At 67.4% G+C, this 16,085-nt stretch carries 18 protein-coding genes and 1 tRNA gene; 16 read left to right on the top strand and 3 right to left on the bottom strand.

The features are described 5' to 3' along the window. Window positions 1-36: 36 nt before the first annotated feature. Window positions 37-753 (top strand): GntR family transcriptional regulator, encoded by a 717-nt coding sequence (locus ABT130_RS32800; RefSeq protein WP_350962010.1) that lies wholly within the window; start codon window positions 37-39, stop codon window positions 751-753. On the opposite strand, the gene ABT130_RS32795 is transcribed toward ABT130_RS32800, so the two are convergent. Next, window positions 754-1,266, bottom strand: coding sequence for a DUF4265 domain-containing protein (locus ABT130_RS32795; protein WP_350962007.1), 513 nt, complete (start codon window positions 1,264-1,266; stop codon window positions 754-756). 183 nt (window positions 1,267-1,449) lie between these two features. On the opposite strand from ABT130_RS32795, the gene ABT130_RS32790 reads away from it, so the two are divergent. The 8 genes from ABT130_RS32790 (at window position 1,450) to ABT130_RS32755 (ending at window position 7,268) form a co-directional block, all read left to right on the top strand. Continuing rightward, entirely contained in the window at window positions 1,450-1,899 is a 450-nt protein-coding gene (locus tag ABT130_RS32790; RefSeq protein WP_350962004.1) for a plasmid replication, integration and excision activator, read from the top strand. Continuing rightward, window positions 1,896-2,213, top strand: a complete 318-nt coding sequence (locus ABT130_RS32785) for a hypothetical protein (protein WP_350962001.1) — start codon at window positions 1,896-1,898, stop codon at window positions 2,211-2,213. Before ABT130_RS32790 ends, ABT130_RS32785 begins: the two co-directional genes overlap by 4 nt. A gap of 87 nt (window positions 2,214-2,300) precedes the next feature. After that, the gene (locus tag ABT130_RS32780) at window positions 2,301-3,713 is read left to right on the top strand and encodes an FtsK/SpoIIIE domain-containing protein (protein WP_350961998.1); all 1,413 of its coding nucleotides are present in this window, start codon (window positions 2,301-2,303) and stop codon (window positions 3,711-3,713) included. Continuing rightward, window positions 3,710-3,910: a hypothetical protein gene (locus ABT130_RS32775; RefSeq protein ID WP_350961995.1), complete on the top strand. Its 201-nt coding sequence runs from the start codon at window positions 3,710-3,712 to the stop codon at window positions 3,908-3,910. The genes ABT130_RS32780 and ABT130_RS32775 overlap by 4 nt, the downstream gene beginning before the upstream one ends. Continuing rightward, entirely contained in the window at window positions 3,903-4,061 is a 159-nt protein-coding gene (locus ABT130_RS32770; protein WP_350961993.1) for a hypothetical protein, read from the top strand. The genes ABT130_RS32775 and ABT130_RS32770 overlap by 8 nt, the downstream gene beginning before the upstream one ends. Next, window positions 4,058-5,713, top strand: coding sequence for a replication initiator (locus ABT130_RS32765; protein WP_350961990.1), 1,656 nt, complete (start codon window positions 4,058-4,060; stop codon window positions 5,711-5,713). The genes ABT130_RS32770 and ABT130_RS32765 overlap by 4 nt, the downstream gene beginning before the upstream one ends. Then, on the top strand, window positions 5,710-5,907 hold the full coding sequence (locus ABT130_RS32760; RefSeq protein WP_350961987.1) for a helix-turn-helix transcriptional regulator: 198 nt from the start codon (window positions 5,710-5,712) through the stop codon (window positions 5,905-5,907). Before ABT130_RS32765 ends, ABT130_RS32760 begins: the two co-directional genes overlap by 4 nt. Further along, on the top strand, window positions 5,904-7,268 hold the full coding sequence (locus ABT130_RS32755) for a tyrosine-type recombinase/integrase (protein ID WP_350961984.1): 1,365 nt from the start codon (window positions 5,904-5,906) through the stop codon (window positions 7,266-7,268). Before ABT130_RS32760 ends, ABT130_RS32755 begins: the two co-directional genes overlap by 4 nt. 743 nt (window positions 7,269-8,011) lie before the next feature. Here the strand turns inward: ABT130_RS32755 and ABT130_RS32750 are convergent. Beyond that, window positions 8,012-8,093 (bottom strand) — tRNA-Tyr (locus ABT130_RS32750). Between the two features lie 472 nt (window positions 8,094-8,565). Here ABT130_RS32750 and ABT130_RS32745 point away from each other — a divergent pair. Further along, on the top strand, window positions 8,566-9,060 hold the full coding sequence (locus ABT130_RS32745; RefSeq protein ID WP_030925087.1) for a YajQ family cyclic di-GMP-binding protein: 495 nt from the start codon (window positions 8,566-8,568) through the stop codon (window positions 9,058-9,060). A 243-nt stretch (window positions 9,061-9,303) separates the two neighbouring features. On the opposite strand, the gene ABT130_RS32740 is transcribed toward ABT130_RS32745, so the two are convergent. Next, window positions 9,304-9,966: an SGNH/GDSL hydrolase family protein gene (locus tag ABT130_RS32740; protein WP_350961981.1), complete on the bottom strand. Its 663-nt coding sequence runs from the start codon at window positions 9,964-9,966 to the stop codon at window positions 9,304-9,306. Window positions 9,967-10,273: 307 nt separating this feature from the next. Here ABT130_RS32740 and ABT130_RS32735 point away from each other — a divergent pair, with 307 nt between their 5' ends. The 6 genes from ABT130_RS32735 to ABT130_RS32710 all read left to right on the top strand — a co-directional run bounded on the left by ABT130_RS32735 (window position 10,274) and on the right by ABT130_RS32710 (window position 16,036). Beyond that, complete coding sequence (locus ABT130_RS32735; RefSeq protein WP_350961978.1) at window positions 10,274-10,900, top strand: TetR/AcrR family transcriptional regulator; 627 nt, start codon at window positions 10,274-10,276, stop codon at window positions 10,898-10,900. A gap of 172 nt (window positions 10,901-11,072) precedes the next feature. Then, window positions 11,073-12,062 (top strand): hypothetical protein, encoded by a 990-nt coding sequence (locus ABT130_RS32730; RefSeq protein WP_350961975.1) that lies wholly within the window; start codon window positions 11,073-11,075, stop codon window positions 12,060-12,062. 21 nt (window positions 12,063-12,083) lie between these two features. Then, window positions 12,084-12,659, top strand: a complete 576-nt coding sequence (locus ABT130_RS32725; RefSeq protein ID WP_350961972.1) for a pyridoxamine 5'-phosphate oxidase family protein — start codon at window positions 12,084-12,086, stop codon at window positions 12,657-12,659. 524 nt (window positions 12,660-13,183) lie between these two features. Continuing rightward, on the top strand, window positions 13,184-13,657 hold the full coding sequence (locus ABT130_RS32720) for a carboxymuconolactone decarboxylase family protein (protein WP_350918180.1): 474 nt from the start codon (window positions 13,184-13,186) through the stop codon (window positions 13,655-13,657). A gap of 148 nt (window positions 13,658-13,805) precedes the next feature. Next, a complete protein-coding gene (locus ABT130_RS32715) occupies window positions 13,806-14,729 on the top strand; it encodes an RNA polymerase sigma-70 factor (protein WP_350961969.1) in 924 nt (307 codons plus the stop codon). Window positions 14,730-15,157: 428 nt separating this feature from the next. Then, the gene (locus ABT130_RS32710; RefSeq protein WP_350961966.1) at window positions 15,158-16,036 is read left to right on the top strand and encodes a WD40 repeat domain-containing protein; all 879 of its coding nucleotides are present in this window, start codon (window positions 15,158-15,160) and stop codon (window positions 16,034-16,036) included. Window positions 16,037-16,085: the final 49 nt, after the last annotated feature.

Below are 16,085 nucleotides of genomic sequence, written 5' to 3'. Positions count from 1 at the left end.
TGTGCAGACAAGTGGTAGAGCGATCGGGCGGTTAAGATGAGCAGGGATTTCGCCCCTCCGAAGTATGCCCAGGTGATGGGCACGATTCAGGAGCGCATCGAGGCCGGGCAGTACGCGGCCGGCGACATGCTGCCCTCGGAGACGCAGTTCGTCCGGGAGTTCGGGGTGGGCCGCACGACGGTGGTGCGGGCGCTTCAGACGCTGGCCATGCAGGGCTGGATCGAGCGTGAGCATGGCCGCGGCTCGTTCGTGAAGGGCCGTCCCGAGAGTGCCGCCGATCGCGTTCGGCCGGGCTTGGCGGTGACCGAGCAGGCCGAGAACGGCGAGACGGTCACCGACGTCGCCCGGGTTCCGGCTCCTCGTCACATCGCCCGCCTGCTCGGTGTGGAGGACAAGACACCGGTGATCTCACGTCGACGCGTGGCCAAGCAAGGCGGCCGGGTGTCGGCGGTGGAGACCCTGTGGTTCCCGCTGGAGATCGCGTTGGGCACCGACGTCGACAAGCCCGAACCACTGGCACGCGGAGTGCGCCATCACCTCCAGGCGGTCAAGCACCTGCGGTTCGATCATGTCACCGAGCGGCTGACCGCGCGCAACCCCACCAAGGAAGAGGCCGAGTTGCTCGGCTCTGCCAAGCCTGTCCTTGGGGTGCTGGCCACCGTGCATGACGCTGCGGGGGCGGTGCTCCTAGTGATGAGTGTGGCTCTCCCCGGTGACCTTCACGAACTCCAGGACGTCTACCAGGTGAGCTGACTAGGCGTTGTGCCAAGCATCTGTGACACAGGAAGCCTCGAAGTGCCACCAACCGTCTTCCTCGCCATGTGTCAGTAGCGCCTTTATCTGGCCGACTTCTGCGTCGGCCGGCACGTTGAAGGCAACCAGCGGTAGTTCCGTACTGAAGACCTCTCCGCCCAGACCGAACGGCGCCAACCGCTCGTGCACTGCCTTGGCGCTTGGCCCGAGCGGACCGCTGGGAACGGGCAGGACCCGCACGGTGCAGCTTCCCGATGCCTCCACGCGCTTTTTGGCCCAGTGGAGACCGTCGGCATCGGTAGCGAACCGCACGATATCTCCCTCGGCCACCCCCTCCTGTAGGAAGGGGACGTTCTCCAGACGGGCGGTGTCCTCGCTGAGCCGTGTGGCCCAGAGCCCTTCGGTGCTGTAGGGAAGCCAGCCCTCTCGCGGTATGAACCGGAACCAGACCTTGATCCGGTTGTTCTCGGCGGTGTTGTGCTCCGGCGAAGTTGCAGAGGTCATGAGCGACATGATCGTGCATTCTCCTTGAGCGCTGAGCACCGTTATGGCACCGGATGGGGCGGGCTGGAACATCCGGCTAAGCCTCCATCTCACTCAATCACTTGTGCGGACGAGTGAGAGAAGCTAACCTCAACTCAGTCGGACAAGTGGACGACCGAACATCGGACTGTCCCGATCGAAAGGACTATCGACATGGCCATCCAAGGCCCCATCCCCGTCAGCTTCACGCAGGTCTTCCCGCATGGCTGCTTCGTCGTCGGCGAGGTCGAGCAGGTCAAGGACTTCGACGCCTCGTCCAAGGGACGCACCGTCTATGCCAAGGACAAGAACACCGGCGAACTCGTCTGGCAGGTCGCGGTCATGGACGCCGATCCGACCGTCAAGGCCGGACAGAAGACGGTGGCGGTCAAGATCCTGTCCCCGACTCAGCCCGTCGTCCCGGCCGCGCTGCCGGGCCTGCCGTTCGTGCCGGTCGAGTTCGACGGCATGACCGCCACCCCCTACGTCGGCCAGAACACCGGTCGCCTGGCCTGGTCGATCCGGGCAACGACGATGCGCGCTCCCCGCTCGGTTGCGGCTCCCGCTCGGCAGAGTGCTCCGGCCTCGGCCAAGGAGACGGCCGGTAAGGACGTGGCCGCGTGAGTGAACACCAGCCCTACACCCGTGCCTCGATCTCGCTCGATGCAGACGGTACCCGGCTCGACATCTCGTTCCGTACCCCGGACCTGTCGGTCATGGCGCTGGGTGCCAAGAGCGGGCGGCCGTTCCTGAACCTGTCCACCGCACAGGCACAGGTGGTGATCTCCACCACCGGCGGCGGACCGGTCACCGAACGGGACGTGACCCTCGCCCGGCAGCTCGCCGACGCCACCGCGCGCTACCTCGCCGACTGCGAGCGCCTGCACACCGAACAGCCCACCAACCCCGACCAGGCCGAGCAGGACAAGGCGGCCTGACACGTAAGCGGGGCCGCCAGAAGCGCCAACTTCCGGCGGCCCCTCGGTTCTCCCTCTCACGCGAATTCAAGGAAGGCCCCCAGCCTAATGTTCAAGAAACTGCCCGGCGACGAGGCACAGAACCTCGTCTCCACCACCCCCGATACCGCCGTCGTCTTCCGCCCGGCCGTCCTCCGCACCCCGGCGATCCTCACGATTCTGATCTTCACGTGGCGGCTGCTGGCCGCTGTCGTACGACTGCTGTGGCGCCACCCCATCGCCTCAGCCGTCGCCCTCACCCCCGGTGTGCTCACCTACTTCTACGGCTGGCGCTGGGGCCTTGGCCTCGTCGTCCTGGTTCCGCTCGGCCTCACCGCGTGGTGCCTCCTCGCTCGTCCGTCGTTCCTGCGCCTGGTGGGCTGGCGGCTGCTGGCCTGGTGGCGTCGGGTGTGGATCTACCGGCGGCACTGGCAACCAGTGATGATCATCTCCGGACTCGGACGACACTTACGCGGCCGGGACTACCTTCCCCGTATCATCCGCGTCACCTGTACCTCGTGGGCCGACCTGGTCACGGTGCGGATGCTCACTGGGCAGTCGGTCAAGGACTGGTCTGACCGCATCGACCACCTCGCCCATGGGTTCGGTGCTCAATCCTGCCGGGTCTCCATCGCAAGAGCTGGCCGGCTGCTGCTCGTCTTCCCTCGTCGTGATCCCCTCGCCACACCACTTCCCGCCGTACCGGTCCCGGCTGAGGCGTCGGTGGGTCCGGTGGAGGTCGGCACGTGCGAGGACGGCAAGCCCTGGCTCCTGAAGGTCCACGGCACTCATGTCCTGGTCGCCGGGGCTACCGGGGCAGGCAAGGGCTCGGTCATCTGGTCGACGATCCGCGGCCTGCTACCCGCCACGCGTGCGGGCCTGGCGCAAGTGTGGGCGCTGGATCCCAAGCGGATGGAACTGTCCTACGGGCGTGACCTGTTCGGCACCCGCTACGCCGCGAGCCCGGCCGACTGCGCCGACCTCCTGGAAGCCGCCGTGCAGATCATGCAGGAGCGGGCCGACCGCTACGCCGGACTTCAGCGCTCCCACACCCCCACCGTCGATGACCCGTTCGTCCTGGTGGTCGTCGACGAGGTGGCGTTCCTGACCGCCTACCAATCCGACAAGGGCCTGAAACTGCGCATCTCCGCTGCCCTGGCCACCCTCACCACACAGGGCCGCGCGGTCGGCTTCGGTGTGATGGCCGCTCTTCAAGACCCGCGCAAGGAGGTCATGAACATCCGCAACCTGTTCCCCGACAAGATCGCGCTCCGGCTGGATGAGTCCGAGCAGGTGGACATGGTCCTCGGTGACGGCGCACGGGATCGGGGCGCGCTGGCCGATCACATCTCCCCGATCCCAGAGCAGGGCGCCGGTATCGGCTACGTCCGGTTGGAGACCTCACCCGACCCGATCCGGGTCCGCGCCGCGTACGTCTCCGACAGTGACATTCGCGCGATGGTGCTGGGGGTGGCCGCGTGAGGGTCTGCTTCTACGGCACCGACGAGGAGATCACCCGCGTGTGCGAGCGGCCCATCCTGGCCGTCCTGGGATCGCACCACGCCCAACCCGTCCTGGCCTTCGAACTGCTCAACATCCGCGTCACCACCGACCCCTACCAGACCACGTTCCGGCTGTCGGCCGACCTGTCCGAAGTGGAGAGGGGCGAGCGTGACTGAGCTGGCCTACATCCTCGACGGTCTGCACTGTGCGACCTGCGGCGCGGTCAACACGCTGTGGCTGGACCTGATCCGCAGCCTGGTCGAGTGCCGCGAGTGCGGACAGGGCGCACTCCTCGACCCCGACCACGAGCAGGAGGCAGACGCGTGAGCAACCCCAACGACCGCGGCCTGTCGCGCGCCGAACGTCAAAGGATGCCGCTCGCGCTGGACGTGGCGGTGGAGATCGCCAAGCACAACGGGGTGTGCATCCGGCCGGTGGTCCTGCGGCGGCTGGACACCCGCACCGGATTCACCGAGGACGTCAACGTGCCCTGCGGGGCCACCATGGACGCCAAGTGTCCCTCTTGTGCTCGGCGCAATCGCTACCTGCGGATGGCCCAGTGCCGGGAAGGCTGGCACCTGGAGGCCGAACCCTCGATCACCCCTGATGAGCCCAACGAGGAACAGCTTTGGCTGGTGGAGTTCCGCGCGGACATGCAGGCTCAGCGTGATGCCGCGGAAAAGGCCGGCGACGACACCACCGACCTGGACGCGATCCTCACCGGGCTGGATGCCGAGATCACCGCGGCCGGGATGCGCGGCACTCTGCTCGGCCGTACCACCGCCAAGCGCAACCGCTCGACTCGGCGACGCCAGGACGCCCCCGACCTGCCCAGGAAGGTTCGGCAGAACACCACCCTGGGACGAACGTTCACCAGTTCCGACGGGATGGTCTACCGGCCGTCGCTGTTCGTCACGCTCACGCTTCCCTCCTACGGCAAGGTGCGCAACGGCGTGCCCGTCGATCCGGACGGCTACGACTACCGGCGGGCGGTCCGGGACGCGCTGCACTTCTCCAAGCTCGTCGACCGCTTCGTGCAGAACCTTCGCCGGGTCGCGGGCTATGACCTGCAGTACTTCTCCTCCGTCGAACCGCAGAAGCGACTCGCGCCGCACCTGCACATGGCCATCCGGGGCACCATGCCGCGCGCTGAAGTCAAGGCGATCGCGGCGGCCACCTACCACCAGGTGTGGTGGCCATCGGTCGACGAAGCCCGCTTCGAGGGCGATCACCTGCCGGTGTGGGTCGAGCGTCCCGCGCGGGAAGACGGCACGCCCTACCCGGATGGACAGGATGGCGACTACCTCGATCCGGTCACCGGGGAAGTGCTGCCCACCTGGCGCGAAGCGCTCGACCGGCTCGACGCCGACGAGGAGGCCGAGCCGCTGCACGTGGTCCGCTTCGGCGACCAGGTCGACGTTCAGGGTGTCCTCGGTGGCACCCCGGATGCCGACCAGTGCATCCGCTACCTGAGCAAGTACCTGACCAAGAGCCTCGGCGACGCCCTCGACGCCGACAACCCGGCCCAACGCGACCACGCGGCCCGCATGGTCGAAGCGCTCCGCTACGAACCCTGCTCCCCGGCCTGCCCGAACTGGCTGCGCTACGGAGTCCAGCCCAAGAGTCCCAAGGCGGGCATGGCACCGGGCCGATGCCGGAGCAAGGCACACAAGCCTGAACACCTCGGCTACGCGGGCCGTCGTGTCCTGGTCTCGCGTAAGTGGTCGAACAAGACCCTGTCCGAGCACAAGCGCGACCGGCGCACCTGGGTCATGGAAGCGCTCGGCCTGGCCGACGAGCCCACCGACCCGCACCGCTACGTCTGGAAGCCCGTCCCGGCCGGCGACGGCAACATTCCCTCCCTGGCCCTGCGACTGCTGCGCATGGTCGCCGAACGCCAGCGCTGGCGAGCAACCCTGCTGGCCCTGAAAGAGAAAGCGACCGGACAAGACCTTTCGGCAACGAGGGAGGCGGCATGAAGAAGAAGGACGACGACGAGCTCATGACCGTTCCGGAGATCCTCGACAAGCTCGGCGGGGTCTCTGTCCGGACCCTTTACCGCTGGCGCGAGATCGGCAAGTTCCCCCGCGGCCTGCGACTCCCCAACGACGAGATCCGCCTCCACCGCAGCGAGTTCGAGGCGTGGCTGGAAACCCTCCGGGAGGCGGCGTGAACACTTCATACGACGTCAAGTTCTTCGAGATCAGCAGGAACAAGTCGAGCAAGACGCCTTCGTACGTAGTGCGCTGGGCGGTCGCCCGGAAGCGCTCCTCGAAGACCTATCGCACCAAGGCGCTCGCCGAGAGCTTCCTGTCGGACCTGCGGCAGGCGGCCAAGCGGGGCGAGGCGTTCGACATCGAGAGCGGCCTCCCTCTCTCGATGATCAAGGCCAAGAACGCTCGGACCGTCCTTGAGTTCGTCGCGGCCTTCATCGAGATGAAGTGGCCCCACGCGGCGGCCAAGAGCCGGGACAGCATGTCGGATGCACTCGCCACGGTCCTCCCCTCGCTGACCAAGGACCGTCCCGGCCGCCCCGATGTCGAGATCATGCGGACGGTTCTCCGGAAGCACCTCCTCCTCCCGGAGAGCAAGAGGGCAGAGATTTCCCCAGAGATGGCACAGGCGGCCCGCTGGCTTCAGTCCGCGTCGCTTGACCTGACCGCCCTGAACGACGCCAAGACGGTACGGCTGGCACTCGACGCGCTCGCCCTCCGCCTCGACGGCAAGGCGGCGGCCCCGAATACGATCGCCCGTAAGCGGGCCGTCTTCCATACCGTGTTGGAGTACGCGGTGGAATTGGAGGAGTTGGACGCCAACCCGCTGCACAAGGTCACGTGGAAGCCGCCCAAGGTCACCGAGACCATTGATCCCCGTGTGGCGGTCAATCCCCGGCAGGCGCAAGAGCTGCTCACGATGGTGACCTATGTGGGCGGACGCGGTCGTGGTCGGCGGCTCATGGCGCTGTTCGCCTGTATGTACTACGCGGCGCTACGCCCGGCTGAGGCGGTGGGCCTGCGACTCCAGGACTGCCACCTTCCGCCCAAGGGCTGGGGGCGACTGACGGTCGACGTCTCCCGGCCAGAGGTCAACACGCACTGGACGGACAGCGGGGACGCCCACGAGGAACGGGGACTCAAGCACCGGGGCCGTGCCGACGTGCGCCCGGTGCCGATTCCGCCGGAGCTGGTCGCGATTCTTCGAGAGCACATCAAGGAGTACGGGACCGGCGCGGACGGGCGGATCTTCCGTAGCGAGCGTGGCGGCGTGATCGCCTCGACGGCCTATACAGAGGTGTGGCAGGAGGCTCGGAAGCTGGCCTTCACCCCAGCTCAGGTGGCCTCTCCCCTGGCTCGTAGACCGTACGACCTGAGGCACGCGGCGGTCTCTCTCTGGCTCAACGCTGGCGTCTCGGCTCCTGACGTGGCGGAGCGGGCCGGGCACAGCGTGGACGTCCTGCTGCGGGTCTACGCCAAGTGCCTCGACGGTCACAAGGATCTGGCGAACCAGCGGATCGGTGACGCGCTGGTCGGCTGAGGTGTTCATCGCACGAAGAGGGTCCCGGAAGCCATCCGGGGCCCTTTCGCTTGTTCTGCACCCTGTGGAGCCGTCACATGATCACCACTCGGCCAGCCGATGGCGCCACCATGCGCCGGACATCGACGAGCGTCCGCCGTCCGCCCCCGGATCAGGCAGGGTCCGGTCGCGGAACTCCGTGTCCAGCCGCTCCACGATTCGCCAGAGCTCAGATCGAGCGAACGAAGGGAGGGCGTGAAGGGCTTCTTCCAGGAGGTCACGGGCTTCTACCGGGTCGCAGCACGGCAACCCGTCCGGACGGAGGTAGAGGTACCGGCCAGAGTGCCGGAGAAACCCTACGTACTGGTCCAAGGCATCGGCCAGGGCGTTCAGCCACAGACGCTCGGCTTCCAGCCGTCGTATCGCGGCATGGGTTTTGTGGGAGATTCCAGGTATCTGCCTGGCCGGGGTGGGGGCGGGTGATCGAGGGCACCCTGAACGCAGAGTGCTGGGCGGCCTACGCGGCACGGTTCCTTCGAGTCAGCATGCGGCACATCCTGTCACGTCTCAGCAGGCCATCGAAAGGCCGATTCCCGCCCCCGAACCGGCCGGAAAGCCCTGCATGACCTGGGAAAACATGGCCAAGATCATTGCACGCATATTGGTGGAGTGGTGACATGCGACTGCTCACGACTGCGTTCGGCTGCATGTCCCGGAAAAGCAAAAGAGCCCCTCGCGGGGCTCTGAGCTGGGAAGATCCAGTGTGGCAGGTGCAGGACTTGAACCTGCGTAGGCTGAGCCGACGGTTTTACAGACCGCTCCCTTTGACCACTCGGGCAACCTGCCGCGTCCTCCGCGTACTGCGGCGACAGGAAAAGAATAGCGGACTTCCAGGGGTGACGTGACATCCGCGGAGGGCACCCGCCGATAGATGGGCACACTGGGACTTTTGGGGCGGGCGTTGTCGCTCGTGCCGGTCTTGAGCGGGGCGGGCGAGGCAGGAGGGACGTCGCGATACGGGCGTGATACGGGGTTCGGCGGCGGGTATCGGGCGGGTGAGGCGGGTGGGCCGGGGGTGACCTGAGGGAGAGCCGGCCGTGGAGTGGGACGGCGGAGCGGGGTAACGGAGTGGGACGACACGCTGTGAGCGAGGCGGGACACACTGCCGCCCCAGCATTGACAGGAGATGCTGGATAGGCTGATCCGTTACGTACGCGTCTACCGAACCTGCTCGCGGACGCCGCCGCGGTTCGCGGACCGCGATATTCGGGAGCCGGGCAGCGGGTGATAGTTCCAGCAGTTCAAAGGGGATTGGGCTTTGGCGGATTCATCGTTCGACATCGTTAGCAAGATCGATCATCAGGAGGCCGACAACGCGCTGAACCAGACGGTCAAGGAGGTCGGGCACCGGTTCGACTTCAAGGGTACCGGCGCGACGATCGCCTGGTCGGGTGGTCAGAAGGCCGTTGAGATCAGGGCCAACAGCGAGGAGCGCGCCAACGCGGTCCTCGACGTGTTCAAGGACAAGCTGATCAAGCGTGGCCTGTCGCTCAAGATTCTTGATGCGGACGAGCCCAAGCTGTCCGGCAAGGAGTACCGCCTTCTGATCACCCTCAAGGAGGGCATCGACCAGGAGCAGGCCAAGAAGATCTCGAAGATCATCCGGGATGAGGGGCCCAAGGGGGTCAAGGCCCAGATCCAGGGTGATGAGCTGCGGGTGAGTTCCAAGAAGAGGGACGAGCTGCAGGAGGTCATCGCCCTTCTCAAGGGCAAGGACCTGGAGGTCGCCCTCCAGTTCACCAACTACCGGTAGACCGAGGGCCGGGCGGAGCCGTGACTCGCACGGTTACCGCCCTCCACTCTTGGATGCACGCTGCCGAGAGTGGAGTCGACGACAGGCGCTTCGGGCCACTCTCCTCCGGACGCGTTCAGAGCGATCATGAGGCTTGAGTGGCCCAGAGCCACCCGGTATCGGATGGTCCACCGCGACCCCGAAAACGCACCGCCATGCTCAGCGGATGCCCGCGACGGTTCCAGCGATGGACGCACGCGCCCTTCAGGCCGAGGCGAGGTGACGGCCCAGTCGTCTGATGGTCTCCGCGGCGAGCAGGGCGTGGCCCCGCATCGAGGCATGGATCATGTCTGAGCTGTACGTCGAGATGTCGGCGCAGGCGGGGTGGCTCCACATGTCGACGACCAGCGCGCCGTGCCTGGCGGAGACCGCGCTCACCCGCTCGTTCAACCTCAGCAGTTTAGGACTGAGCGCCTCAAGCTGAGGGATGGCCGAGGCGATGTTCATGAGGCGGTACGTGATCACTGTCGCACCGGCCGTCCGTAATCCGCCGATGATGGCGTCCAGCTCGCCCTCGACCGCGTCCATGTCGACCACCGGGCGGAACAGGTCGTTGCCCCCGCAGATCACGGCCGCGAGGTCGGGCCCGAACTCCAGTGCCCGGCCGAGCTGCTGTTCCCGCACCTCGGCGGCGACCAGGCCGCGCAGGCCGAGGTTCATATAGGCCAGGTCGGGCCGGCACCGGGCCAGCGCCTCCTGGGTCCGGTCCGCCCAGGGCAGGGTGCGGTAGCCGGGGGCAGGCTCGCCCAGCCCTTCGGCGAGGCTGTCGCCGAGCACCGCGAACCGCTTCCACGGGGCGGTGGCGAGGAGCCTGTCGGCCTCCTTCGCCGGGAGGTGGAAATCATCGGTCGAGACGTCTTCGGTCACGTTCACCGCCTTTCTGGGCATCGGTCCGGCCCAGCTGGGGGCCGATCCGCCTGCCGACAGCATAAGAACGAACGATCGTGCTATCAACATCCATCAAGCTGGAAGTTATATGATTGATTTAACAGAACGCTCGTGCTTAAAGTTTGATTCGCGAAGGACATGCTCGACAGCTGTTCCGGCGCTGCTCGGCTCCGGGCCACGGCGGGCCGGTCGCGCCGGGGAGCACGGCTCGGGCAGCCCACCGCGTATGGTCTCCGCACCGGCTGTCGCCGATCAGTGGCGAGCCGCTTGGACGGGAACGGTTGAGATGACACAGGACGGGCGTGTGGTGCGCGGGGACCAGACCCGGCAGCGAATCCTGGACCGCGCGATGGCCATCGCGTCCCAGGACGGGCTCGAAGGGCTGTCGATCGGGCGCCTCGCCACCGACCTCGGGGTGAGCAAGAGCGGGCTGTTCGCACACTTCGGCTCGAAGGAGGAGTTGCAGATCGCGGTCATACGGGCTGCCGAGGAGGTCTTCACTCGCGAGGTGGTCAAGCCGGCGCTGCGGACCGCACCCGGCCTGCCACGCCTGGTCGAACTGTGCGGGGGCTGGCTCGACTACTCAGAACGGCGGGTCTTCCCCGGCGGTTGCTTCTTCTACGCGGCGGGTGCGGAGTTCGACTCACGGCCTGGCCGGATCCGCGATCTACTGGCCCAGGCACGCCGCGACTGGCTGCGCCTGTACGAGCAGACCATCCGGGACGCCCAGCAACTCGGCCAGCTCGACGCGGATGTCGAACCGGCCCAGCTGGCGTTCGAGTTCGACGCGCTCGCCACCGCGGCGAACTCGGCCGCGCTGCTGCTCGACGACACCTCGGCGTACCAGCGCTCGCGCGCCGGGATCCGTACCCGGCTGCGCGCCCTGGCCACCCGGCCGGAAGAGGTTCCCTGACGACTCCACAGCGAGGCCCGGTCCGGGTTACCTGAAATGCCGGTGGCCGAGAACCGGCCCCGGGCCCCCTTCCGCTTCAGCGACGCGACCGTCTCCCCGGATCTTTCGCCGGCTCTTGACGCAACTTTTCCCGCCGGGGCCCCATCTATCAGGGGGACGGAAGGAAAAACCGATGAGACCCTCACACGGATTCGCCGTACTCGCAGTCGCCGCCGTAGCGGCCACCGGCATGATCGCCACTCCGGCAGTGGCGAAGACGGACAACCCGGCCAGGTACGCCTGGCTCAAGAGCTGCCCCAAGGGAGACAGCAGCGTCCCCTGCGGCTCGTGGATGCTGACCCTGCGCAGCGGGAAGACCGTCACGCTGCCCGACGCGCAGGTCCACCCCAGGTCCGCAGGTGGCAAGGTGGACAGGACCGCCAGCAACTCGATCTCCATCAGCGACGACGGCCGCTTCGTGAACTACTTCAAGGGCGGCGAACTCGTCGTCCGTGAAGTGAGCAGCGGAAAGGTCCGCCCGCTGCCGGGCGATACCGCGAGCCTGCCCAAGGGGATCGGCCAGAGCGACGTGGACACGACGCTCTCTCCTGACGGCTCGGCCATCGTGGTCGACTACTATGACGCCGCGAACAGGCTGCCGACCCTGGTCATCAACCTGAAGACCGGCGAGACGGCCAAGCTGCCGCCGAAGAACAGCCTGATGGGTTTCAGCCCCAGCGGGAAATACCTGCTCACCTCCCGGTTCACCGATGACAACACCACCGAGTTCGTGGTCTTCGACGCCGAAGGCAACAGGACGGCGAGCCAGATCATCCCGCAGATCGTGTCCAACAACGCGCCTGTCGCACTGGCCGACGACGGGAACACCGTGGCCCTGGTCATCTCCAGCGAATCGAGCGGGCCCCGCCTGCGTACCTATGACCTGTCCTCTGACACCGTCTCCGAGGCGATCGGAATCGGCATGCCCAAGGGCGAGGCCGCGCAGCGTCTCTCCTGGGACACGGCCGGCTCGCTCACCCTCTGGACCAGCCGCAGCGACCAGGAGGGCGAGCTGGGCTCCGCCGTGAAGCGAACGCTGAACGCCGAGACCGGGAGCACTCGCAAGCTGGACTCCTTCAGACTCAGGAAGAACGTGTGGGTCTGGTGGCTGCCCGGCGAGTGACCGTGAATTATCTTCGCTTTTATGGGGAAAATTCATGACAAGATCAATGACCGGCTGCGCGAGTTCATCAAAGCGCAGCCGGTCTATTTCGTGGCGACGGCTCCCGAGCAGGGCGGTCACGTCAACATGTCCCCCAAGGGATACGCCGACACCTTCGCCGTTCTCGACGACACCACCATCGCCTACCTGGACCTGGACGGCAGCGGGGTGGAGACCATCTCCCACCTCCGCCAGAACGGCCGGATCACGGTCATGTTCTGCGCCTTCTCCGGCCCTCCCAACATTCTTCGCCTGTACGGCACCGGCCGGGTCGTCGTACCGGAGAGCCCTGACTTCGCCACGCTGATCAAGAACTTCGGCCCGCACCCGGGTGTGCGGTCGATCATCGTCGTCGACTGCGACCGCATCGCCGACTCCTGCGGCTTCTCCGTGCCGTTCATGTCCTTCGACAGTGACCGGACGCTGCTGGACGAGTGGGCGGGCCGCAAGGATATCCAGGAGCGGCGTGCCTACCGGGCGAAGAAGAACCGCGAGAGCATCGACGGCATCCCCGGTCTCTCCTCCGAGGAGACCGACCCGGTCACCCAGCACTCCTGAGACCACGGGCCCAGCCGGACCGGACCCCGAGGGCCGGCCTTTTCGCCCTGGTCCGACCGGGCTTTCTCCGAGGTCGGGTGACACCCGTGATGCCAAGCGACACGAGGGTGTCAGTGCGCGGGCGTTCGGCTCGTCGTGCCTGATGCTCCCAGACCTGCGGGTGGGCCTGTGCGTTGTGTCAGAAGGGGCCTTCGGGGAGGATCGGACCGGATTTCGGCGGAAGCCGTAGATGAGGCTCGGCGTGCGGGTGGTGGCGCGATCAGGACTGGCTGGCCGGTGACCCACTGCGCCGCCTCCGCCGCCGGGCGCGCGCACCGGACCGGCCCCGGGCGCTGCCTCGGGCCGAAATGGAGGCGTTGCCGACCCGCCCGGACCTGGCCCTGCGCGAGCGCGCTCAGCGGATCGACGCCGAGCCGGCCGGGCTCGGCGGCCGGGAGACGCAGGTCACATTCGTCTATGTCACAGGGGGTCGGGCTACCCCGTCTCAGGGGGTGTAGCCATCAACGACCACAGAGGAGCACACCATGGACGCGCGACTCAACTACTTCGCCGACCCGACCGCCGGCAAGGTCCTCAAGTACTTCATGTCGGCGGGCAAGGCGCTCAAGGACTCGCCACTGCCGACCGCCACGCAGGAACTGGTGGCGCTTCGGGTAAGTCAGATCAACGGCTGCGCCGTCTGCATCGACATGCACACCAAAGAGGCCGTCGCTGCCGGTGAGACCTCGGTGCGGCTGAACCTGGTCGCCGCGTGGCGGGAGGCCACGGTCTTCACCGAGGCCGAGCGTGCCGCACTGGAGCTGGCGGAGGAGGGGACCCGGGTCGCGGATGCGGCCGGTGGGGTCAGCGACGAGGTGTGGGCGTACGCCGCCAAGCACTACGACGAGGGGCAGCTCGCCGCCCTGGTGCTCCTGGTCTCCTTCATGAACACGGCGAACCGGCTGAACATCATCACCCGGCAGCCGGCCGGCGACTACGTGCCCGGGCAGTTCCACTGAACGGCATCGGCAACCGGCTCGGGGTCCGGCTGCGGGCTCCGAGCCCCCGGGCTCGGGGGCGTGTGCCGATGGCTCGGATGATCACCAGAAGATGCCTGCGCCGGCGAGTACGGCCGGGTGAGAGGGGTTCAAGGGGAGGAGATTCGGCGTGAGCAAGGTCGAGGAGTTCGAGGAGCTGCGGCCGCTGCTGTTTTCGATCGCCTATCGGATTCTGGGCAGTGTGGGCGAGGCCGAGGACGCGGTGCAGGAGACATGGCTGCGCTATGACGGCTTGGCGACCCGGCCCACGTCGACCAAGGCTCTTCTGTCGGCCGCGGTGACGCGGATCTCGATCGATGTGCTGCGCTCCGCGCGAGTGCGGCGGGAGGCGTACGTGGGCCCGTGGTTTCCCGAGCCGCTGCTGAGCGATCCGTATCAGGATCCGGCGCGGTCGGTGGAGCTGGCCGACTCGGTGTCGATGGCGGCGTTGCTGCTGCTGGAGCGGCTCAGCCCGCTGGAGCGTGCGGTGTTCGTGCTGCGGGAGGTGTTCGGCTTCGGGTTTGACGAGGTCGCCGCGGCGGTGGGGCGGTCGGAGGCGGCGTGCCGGCAGCTGCTGGTGCGGGCGCGGCGGCATATGGAGGCCGGGCGGCCGCGCTTCGAAGCGGTCCGCAAAGAGCGGGAGGAACTGGCGTCGCGGTTCTTCGACGCCCTCCGCGAAGGCGACGTCGCCGGCCTGCGGGAACTGCTCGCCGCCGACGTATCGATGGTCGGTGACGGCGGCGGCAAGGCCCCGCAGCTGGCCAGGGCCGTCATCGGCGCCGAGAACGTGGCCCGGCTGCTCGCCTCCCTCTTTCCCCAGATGGCCCGGATCGACGTGACGTTCGAGCCGCACGAGGTCAACGGCCAGCCGGGCGCGATCTTCCACGACCGGGACGGCAAGGTGCTCCACATCCTGGCGCTCGATGTACTCGACGGGCAGATCCAGACGATCCGCTCGGTGATCAATCCCGACAAGCTCGGGCACGTGGGCCCGGTAGCGGACGCCTGGGCAATCGACCATGAAGTAAGACAGGCACGCCGGCGCACGAAATGACCGCAACACCGGCGGGGCATTTCGCCATCCCGGGGATGAGGCAAGGACCGGCCGGAGTGCACGCTGCCGCACCGCCGCTGACACCGAGGGTCCGGTGGGAACGGAACGGTGAGTCCGGCTTGGCGTCACATTCGTTGACATGATCATCGTGAGTCGGTGTGTCACCAGGCACAACGAGTGTGTTTCCAAAAGCCGGCGTTCGCCCGTACCCTGCTGCGCGCGTCGGCGGTATCGGCTGTCAGCGGTTGTGGTCGGCCCTGCGCCACCATGCCGCGGTGGCGAGCACGCCCGCTGACACTCCCGTGTCGCTTGGCACATGACGGCACCGCCGGCCAGCCTTGACCGAGGCGTACAGTAGCCCGTACGTAACGGACGCCCCCCGAATGTCCGGAAGACTCGGGGGGTCCTCAGTGGGATTGTTCCGCCGCTTGAGTGTTTGCGTCGTCGTGGTCGTCGTGGTCATGGGGGCGGGCGTCCCCGCCCAGGCCGGGGGCGCGAGATCTCCGGTCCGGTACGCGGGGCTCGACGGATGCGTCTGTGCTCCGTGGAAGCTCTGGGTGCGCGGCGGCAGGGTGGTCAGCCTCACCGACGCCCGGGTGTTCTCCAGGGGCAGGCAACGGGCTCCGCTGGCCCTGTCGCCCAACGGGAGGTATGTCACTTATTTCCAACTCGGCGACGGGGCGCTGGTGGTACGGGAGATGACGACCGGCGAGATACGCACGGTGCCCGGCGTGAAGTGGTCGAGCGCCATGCGCGCGGCGCGGATCGAACTCTCTCCCGGCGGGCGGTACGTGGTGCTGGGCGTCCGGTGGGGGCACCGGATCCTGGACACGTACAGCGGTAAGAGTGTCCCGGTGCCGCCGGGGTTGCGGCCTTGGAGCTTCAGCCCCGACGCGAGGTTCGTGCTGGTGGTGGATGACTCGTTCCAGGCGGGGATCTACTCGATGTCGCCCTTCGCCGAGTGGGGACGCGTCCCGGTGGGAGGCGCGCTCGGTCCTGACGGGGAGACCGTGGCCCATTTCACGGCGCGTGACGCGGGGATCGGCCTGTGGGACGTGTCCGCGGGCAGCGCGCTGAGGCGCGGCCCCATCCCCGTACCCCGTGGCAGGACCCCTACCAGGCTGCGTTGGAACAGCAAGGGCCACCTCGACCTGCAGACGGTCACCTCGCGCAGGTTGAGGAGAGGGGGAGGCACTCGCTACGCCTGGTACCGGGTCGACCCGGAGTCAGGCCGGACGGAGCGGATCGGCGGCTTCATCGTGCCCGGATCCGTCCACAACCCGATCATCACCGGTCTGACGCCCTGACCCGCCTCATCCGGCGGGGTCGGCGGCGGCAACCTGCCAGGGGCTCTCG

This window comes from Streptosporangium sp. NPDC001681 (assembly GCF_040298085.1).
GTDB lineage: Bacteria > Actinomycetota > Actinomycetes > Streptosporangiales > Streptosporangiaceae > Streptosporangium.
The sequence above is the reverse complement of the archived record's forward strand: the minus strand, read 5'-3'. Positions and strand labels throughout refer to the sequence as shown.